Annotated in this window: 11 protein-coding genes; 1 reads left to right on the top strand and 10 read right to left on the bottom strand. The window is 50.0% G+C overall.

What is annotated here, in order from left to right; all coding sequences use genetic code 11:
• Positions 1-477 precede the first annotated feature (477 nt).
• The 10 genes from HPY90_RS14665 to HPY90_RS14620 all read right to left on the bottom strand — a co-directional run bounded on the left by HPY90_RS14665 (position 478) and on the right by HPY90_RS14620 (position 5,646).
• Entirely contained in the window at positions 478-1,017 is a 540-nt protein-coding gene (locus tag HPY90_RS14665) for a DUF6036 family nucleotidyltransferase (RefSeq protein WP_287195607.1), read from the bottom strand.
• The gene (locus tag HPY90_RS14660; protein ID WP_287195605.1) at positions 995-1,249 is read right to left on the bottom strand and encodes a hypothetical protein; all 255 of its coding nucleotides are present in this window, start codon (positions 1,247-1,249) and stop codon (positions 995-997) included. The genes HPY90_RS14665 and HPY90_RS14660 overlap by 23 nt, the downstream gene beginning before the upstream one ends.
• 37 nt (positions 1,250-1,286) lie before the next feature.
• Entirely contained in the window at positions 1,287-2,087 is an 801-nt protein-coding gene (locus tag HPY90_RS14655) for a ThiF family adenylyltransferase (RefSeq protein WP_287195604.1), read from the bottom strand.
• Positions 2,077-2,745, bottom strand: coding sequence for a Mov34/MPN/PAD-1 family protein (locus HPY90_RS14650; protein ID WP_287195602.1), 669 nt, complete (start codon positions 2,743-2,745; stop codon positions 2,077-2,079). The genes HPY90_RS14655 and HPY90_RS14650 overlap by 11 nt, the downstream gene beginning before the upstream one ends.
• A 7-nt stretch (positions 2,746-2,752) precedes the next feature.
• On the bottom strand, positions 2,753-3,190 hold the full coding sequence (locus HPY90_RS14645; protein WP_287195600.1) for a hypothetical protein: 438 nt from the start codon (positions 3,188-3,190) through the stop codon (positions 2,753-2,755).
• Between the two features lies 1 nt (position 3,191).
• Positions 3,192-3,869, bottom strand: coding sequence for a hypothetical protein (locus tag HPY90_RS14640; protein WP_287195598.1), 678 nt, complete (start codon positions 3,867-3,869; stop codon positions 3,192-3,194).
• Complete coding sequence (locus HPY90_RS14635) at positions 3,862-4,344, bottom strand: hypothetical protein (protein WP_287195596.1); 483 nt, start codon at positions 4,342-4,344, stop codon at positions 3,862-3,864. Before HPY90_RS14635 ends, HPY90_RS14640 begins: the two co-directional genes overlap by 8 nt.
• A gap of 18 nt (positions 4,345-4,362) precedes the next feature.
• Positions 4,363-4,701 carry a hypothetical protein gene (locus HPY90_RS14630; RefSeq protein WP_287195595.1) on the bottom strand — a complete coding sequence of 113 codons (339 nt, stop codon included), beginning with the start codon at positions 4,699-4,701 and terminating at the stop codon, positions 4,363-4,365.
• A gap of 269 nt (positions 4,702-4,970) precedes the next feature.
• Positions 4,971-5,402, bottom strand: a complete 432-nt coding sequence (locus tag HPY90_RS14625; RefSeq protein WP_287195593.1) for a hypothetical protein — start codon at positions 5,400-5,402, stop codon at positions 4,971-4,973.
• A gap of 37 nt (positions 5,403-5,439) precedes the next feature.
• Positions 5,440-5,646 carry a hypothetical protein gene (locus tag HPY90_RS14620; RefSeq protein ID WP_287195591.1) on the bottom strand — a complete coding sequence of 69 codons (207 nt, stop codon included), beginning with the start codon at positions 5,644-5,646 and terminating at the stop codon, positions 5,440-5,442.
• A gap of 225 nt (positions 5,647-5,871) precedes the next feature.
• Here HPY90_RS14620 and HPY90_RS14615 point away from each other — a divergent pair.
• Positions 5,872-6,065, top strand: a 194-nt coding sequence (locus tag HPY90_RS14615; RefSeq protein WP_287195589.1) for a hypothetical protein, incomplete at its 3' end; no start/stop codon positions are given.

The following is a 6,065-nucleotide window of genomic DNA, read 5'->3' as shown; positions in this document are numbered from 1 at the left end:
GCCTGGAATAAAATGTTAAATTACATTGTGGTTTGGTTTTTGACCTTAATCTAGCGAAAAAAGAGTACATCTAAACGACTAACAATGTTTTACCTTTAACAAAAAAGCTAATTTTGCAAAAGGCTCGTATATGGTTATTTGGAAGAGCAAGCCGTTTTGCAACGTTTTGATTTTCTCAAATAATTTGCTTTTCTTTGTTACAGGCAGTTGGTTAAGCAGTTCTGAGAGTTCCATTATATACACCTCCATTTCTATTATATACATTTTCATGCAAAAGTAAATACAATTATCACACATAACCACCAAAAGACATTGCGCGAGCTTCGCTCGCTGGTCGGTGGCGGGCCCGCGCGCGCCCAGGGGCGGCGGCAGCCGCCCCTGGTGCTTTGAAGTGATGATGTTGGGAAATTGTGTGTTTTTCTTGTGGTGCAGGAAAAGCAAAGGCAGGGTTTTGAACCTGCCTTTGCCTATTTGCCTTCACTCGCTGCTTAACCGCAATACTAACTCGTGAAGTTTGTCGTCTACTTGTTCCTCGCTAGACCTTTTGTTTAAATAATCCCAGTCCAGCTCGCTGCTCATTGTCTCCAACAGATACATACATTGTTCTTCGTCTCTGCGACTGCGCCAATGTTTGGCTGCGTTGAGGCGGTCGATGATTAGATCTTCCGGGCCTATTAGGTAAACTTCGGAGCCGTCGATCTCAATAGTCGTGATCTTTTCCCAGTCCCCAGCCAAAGTTCCATCCGGTATCTCTACAAACAAGTCAAGTTCATCGTTAATCCAATGCCGGCCAGTCCCTTTTTTAAAGCCATTTTTCTCCAAGATCGCCGCAACATCCTTGCGCCAGCTGTCTCCCACCACCAGGTCAATATCCTGAGTGACAAAACCGCCGCTGGTATAAATCAAAACAGCACTGCCGCCAACAATTACCGGCTTAATTTGGGGATTAACTGACTTTATCTCTTTGTTCAGTCGAGCTATGGCTCGGAGAATCTTAATGACCATCTCCCTGGACATTGAACCTGATTCTCCTTTCTGTTTTAAACCTGCTCATGTCAACAAATCCCTGTCTGATTAAAGCCTGATGCCTGCGGCCGATCATCTTGGCTAACGCAACACTTTTGTCGGGATCTCTTGGTTTGTCCCCTGACCTGCCGCCAGATGCCAGGCTCATTACCCTGGCTCTGGCTCTGTTGTTGGCAGGGTTTTTTTTCAGCCAATCGTTTATCGTGAACCTTCTATTGGCCATTATGCTCCACCTCTTAGAATTATTATATCCAATTAGCTTATTTTCCCAAAGCCTCATTTGTGAACACATTTTTCGTAATATACCACGGCCGCGCTGTTGAAGTTTTGGCGCTGAACGTGGTCATGTACGTCTCCAGCTTCCCATCCGTGAGGATGTTGTTCAAATACTGAAACGCGATCGTGCCGGCCATAATATTTGTCGCAATGTTCTGCGGGGCGCTGACTACCCGCTGGCTGCAACTCTCTTCCGACTTGAAAATCGTGTCTTTGTCCGCCAGCATGTCCGGATAAACTTCCGTAACCGGAGGCAGGATAGTTTGCCCGTCCTTCTTGATCCCGCACACGACCTGCCCAGTCCATTCGTCACAGCCACTGTCCAGCCAGATCAGACTGTTTGTCTCTTGGAAATATTCGTGGAACAGCTGCCGGCTGCGGTTGTTGTCCACCGCCCCGACCAGTATCTTCTTCACTCCATAGTATGGCGCAAGATACCGTCCGAGCGTTTCTTTGTCTTCGATGTAGCGGTCGATGTACTCGATGTTCAGCCCGTATGCCGCTGAGTACCGTTCCGCCAACACCTGCGCTTTGTTCCGTCCGATGTCCCGCCGGATGAAGTTCTGTCGCCGGCAGTTTGCTTCTTCTACGATATCCCCGTCGGCGATGATCAGCCGGTATTCTGTCTCATTCTGTTCCTGCAGGGCAGCTAATAGCCGGGTCAGGTAGTACAATATGTACCCACCGTTGCCGCCGGTGCCGACCAGCAGGATTGTCGCGCCTTTTATCGGCGCTTCCTGCGTTATCACAACTTCGTAATATTCTTCACTGAAGTTATATTCCATACAAAAGCTCCTCCTCGTTCGGCAAGATGATCCTGCTTTTCTGCACTTTTTTGTCCCAATCCTGCGGATACCCGCTGAACGGGTACTCAAACATCGTCTCCAGCGGGATTTCTTTGTATTTCCCGCCGCAGGACATGCGGAGTTTTAGCTCGGGAAAATATTTGTTCAGCTTCCCAACCACCAGATAAAGCCCAGTTGCCTGCTGGTTTTCGTCATCCGTTTGGCTGAATTTTGCCGGCATGTTGTTGTGACTGTGGCATTCGACTACCAGCAGATGCCGCTCGCTCATCTCCCGATCAATCCTGGCGTTGATTTCTGTGCTGGTTACCACCTGTTCAGGCACCCAGGCAAAGTATTTTAAGTTTTCTCTGTCCCAGTATATCTCCGCCAAGACTTCGCTGGGTTCTTCCGTTTCAGCGTATGCCCTGAAAAACGCCAGCACTTCCGACAGCACCGCAAACGGTATCCTGGGTAGTGACGGGCAAAAACCTTCGTCCACTTCGTCAAGATCGTAGACGTGGTCCGTTTTGACCGAGAACGTCCCCAGCTCGGTTTTCCGCACTTCGTACAAACCATCGCGGCCCATCAGGATGTTGATGGGCCGGATGTTTTCAACCAGTTCTTTTATGCTTTTGAAGTGGCCGCGCAGCTCGTTCATTTCCCCCCTACCCCCTTTTCTCCCCGATCGGGTAAACACGGACGATACTGTTTTTCTCATCAAACTGCATGTCCGTGTTGTCCTTGGTGAGTTCGGGGAAATCTTTCTGGAGCCGCGCCCGGATCTGCTCCAGGGTGAGGCTGGGGTCGGTAACGGGGATTTTCTGGCCAGCGTAGCAGACGACGACCGGTTTGCCGATTGGTTTGTCTTTGTCATCTTCCTTTTTGTCTGTGCTGGCAGGTTGTTTAGCTGGTTTCTTGGCATTTGCCGGTTTTACGCCTTCCAATGCGCCAAACAGGGTGAGTTGCCCACTTTCTTCAGCAATTTCTTCTTCAGGTTCAGCAGAAGGTTCGGCTGCTTCACAGCAACCTTCTGCTGTTTGTTCTAAATCCTTTTCAATTTCAATATCTTCAAAGCTGAGTTCAAGCATTTCTTTTTCGCTCATTTTATACCCCTCCTATTTTTTCAAAAAGTTGTTTGAATGTTATGCTGGCATCAACCAGGATGTTTTCGTCAAACTCTTTGCCCTGCGTTATCTCCAACAGTTCACGCAGCACCAGCCCGGACCTGTTCGCCCCTTCGTACCAGTCGTCGTTCATCGGGCAGGATACGAAAAAGTACGGCAGGCCCGCAAGCTGGCTTAAATCCTTGATTTTCGGCAGGGCGTTTGCCCCGAAACATATCTGGAAGCTGCCGCTGACGTTGGAGTACGGATAGCGGTACAGGGGCGTGTCGTTGTTTATAAATAACTCTTTGCGGCTTACGCAGGCAACGTAGCTTTCCCGGATCCGTTCCTGGTACACTTTGTAGAAAAACACCATCCGCGGCTGCGGGACGTTTTCGTATTTCGTGTTGTAGTACACTACGTCGGCATGCGGTTCGTTGTATTCTATTGCTACGGTCACTACTCCGTCGGTCCGTTCCGCGTAGCCCACGCACCCCCTGGGAAGTGCCGGCGACACCACCGCTTTGACTGCTTCTGCTTCTCCTGCCATTTCCGCAAACAGGTCGCAGAGTTGTTTAATGGTGATTTGTTTGCTGGTCCTGGTGCCGTTGTATTCCGACTCGATCCAGATTTCGCCCCGGTTGTTGATCCGAATCAGCGTTTCCTCATAACTAATCAAGGCCGCTCGCCTCCTCGCCCAAAAACCGGTCGAGTTTGATCAGCACATCGACGAGCTGGTTGTCCACTGTGACAACATCATCAACTTGGATTATAATGCAGTCGTCGGCCAGCTCCGCCGCTGCGACGGCTTCCTCAAAATAGTAGTCGTTGGTGCAGTTTGCCAGGTCGTTCAGCAGCCATTCTATTTTTCTTTTCGTTTCTTCCCAGCCGGGCTGTCTGCGCAAACAGCCTATACGCGGGTCTTTGAGCAGGAATTGGGAAGCGTCTTGGCGGTACTCTACTTTATCTTCCCCGAAGATGATCTCCAGGTAGCTGCCTACAACGTCTTCGCTTTTGGTTTGGTATTTGTTTTCCATGTCCAGCGTGCGGCCCTGCACATCGTAGCCCGCATCGTGCAGGCGTTTTAAACTAATCAAGTTGTGTAAAACGGCTATCAGGTCCCATTTTTCGTCTGTTGACAGAAAGTTGTACATCGCCATCCCCCTTCCGCATCAGATGTAGTCTGGCTCAACCGCAAGCGGCGGCGCAAAGTGCAGTCTGTACCGCAGCTCCTCGGTAAGCCAGTATTGGTGCAGCGGGTTCTGGTCGTTGGCTGTTTCTTCTCCGTCATCCATCTCGTCAAGGCAGACGTATTCGTAGAGCGCATACAGCGCTGTTTCGGCATCCCTCAACGTGAACGAATTGTAGTCGATCTCTTTCTGGCCGTGCCAGTGCCTCTCCAGCACAGCCATTACTTTTACTATCGACTGGTAGGTCTCCAGCTCGAGCTTCTGGGTTTCGCTGGGCAACCAGCTTGCCAGCGCTTTAACCGCTTGGCTTGTGTCCAGCATTTTCTTTTCCCCCTTTTTTGTGATATAATGTAATTAGGTTTTAGAGGGGAGGCCAGCCCCTCTGGAGGTAGTTTACCTATTGGTGGTTGCGGCGTTCATCGCCGCTTCTTTCATTGAGCAATCTGCGGAAATAATCCGCAAACATTGCGCCTGAAAGAAATACGAGCGACAGCGCAAGCAACGCTTCCATAGGTCCAACACCCCCTTTCTCAGAAGCAAACGCCCCTGATGGCCCTAATGTTTAACCCGGCTCAAAGCCGGGTTTTTGTTCAACCTATTTTCCTTCCTCTTACAGTACCGTACGGTGTGAACGGTACTGTTTCTTTTCGTTGGTAGATCGCGCGGGCTGGCGGCACCGCCCGGATGCTCCGGATGCGGCCTACCGGCAGGTCGGTCAACGGGAACGCCCGCCAGAGGTGTGTGGTATAGTACAGTTCGCCGTCCCTGTTTTGATGGAAAGAAACGGTGATCTGCCGCACTCTGGCTTTGTAGCCTACGCCCAGCGGCACCTCTACCGAACCGAGGAATGTTATCTGGAAGTTAGCTCCCCGGTACCGCGGTTGTAAGCTGTTGACTGCCGCTCTGACGTCTGCTTCAGTCGGTGTGTTGGTGAATATCTTGGTGTCTCCTACTGTTTTGACCATGAAATTACGAAACGGGCTTTCTGCACAAGCCCGTTTCCTTTCCTCCCTTTCCTTCAAGGTTAAAAGGCAAACCGGGCTGGTCTTTAGCCCGTTTCTAGCTGACAGCCAAATCTTTGGGCTGCCCTGCTTTTTTGATTGTTTGGTTCTGTACCTGCCAGCCAGCAAACCGCCGGTCTTCCTTGATGTACCCGTTCAGCTGGCAGATCGTCCGCGCCAGGTTGAGCGGTGCCGCATTGCCATACAGTTTGAGAGCCAGTTCGCTAATGGAAACCGAACTCTGGTCTGCAAGCAAATTTAACACCGTTTTCCTGGCCTGTTCGCTCCAGGTGCTTTTGAGTATTTTTTACCACTCCTTTCACAGAAAAATTAAAAGCCACGTATCAACAAAATACGTGGCTTTGTGTTTGGATAGTTTATAGAGGGTTGTTTAATAACTTTTTGGAGGTTGTGTGGCCCAAGCCAGCCTGCGGCCCGAGCATTCTTCAAACGGTTGTGTGCTTCCTTCTCGCCCGGAGAAGAAAGAATAGTGATGGTTTATTTTGCTGATATTATACCAAAAAAAGCCTGCATGAGCAATGCCCCGGCAAGCTTTTGTCCGTGTCAAGATCTAGTAGGTATCTCCACAAAAATTTTTTCCGCTATGAGACCTCACCGTTCAAAACATCAGCATCAAGGCAGCGGCCTTGACAGCCACCCCACAGGTGGTCAAATATTGGCACC

This window comes from Syntrophothermus sp., from assembly GCF_013314835.1.
Taxonomy (GTDB): domain Bacteria; phylum Bacillota; class Syntrophomonadia; order Syntrophomonadales; family Syntrophothermaceae; genus Syntrophothermus; species Syntrophothermus lipocalidus.
Note: the sequence above shows the minus strand (reverse complement) of the source record. Positions and strands in the feature narration are given on the sequence as shown.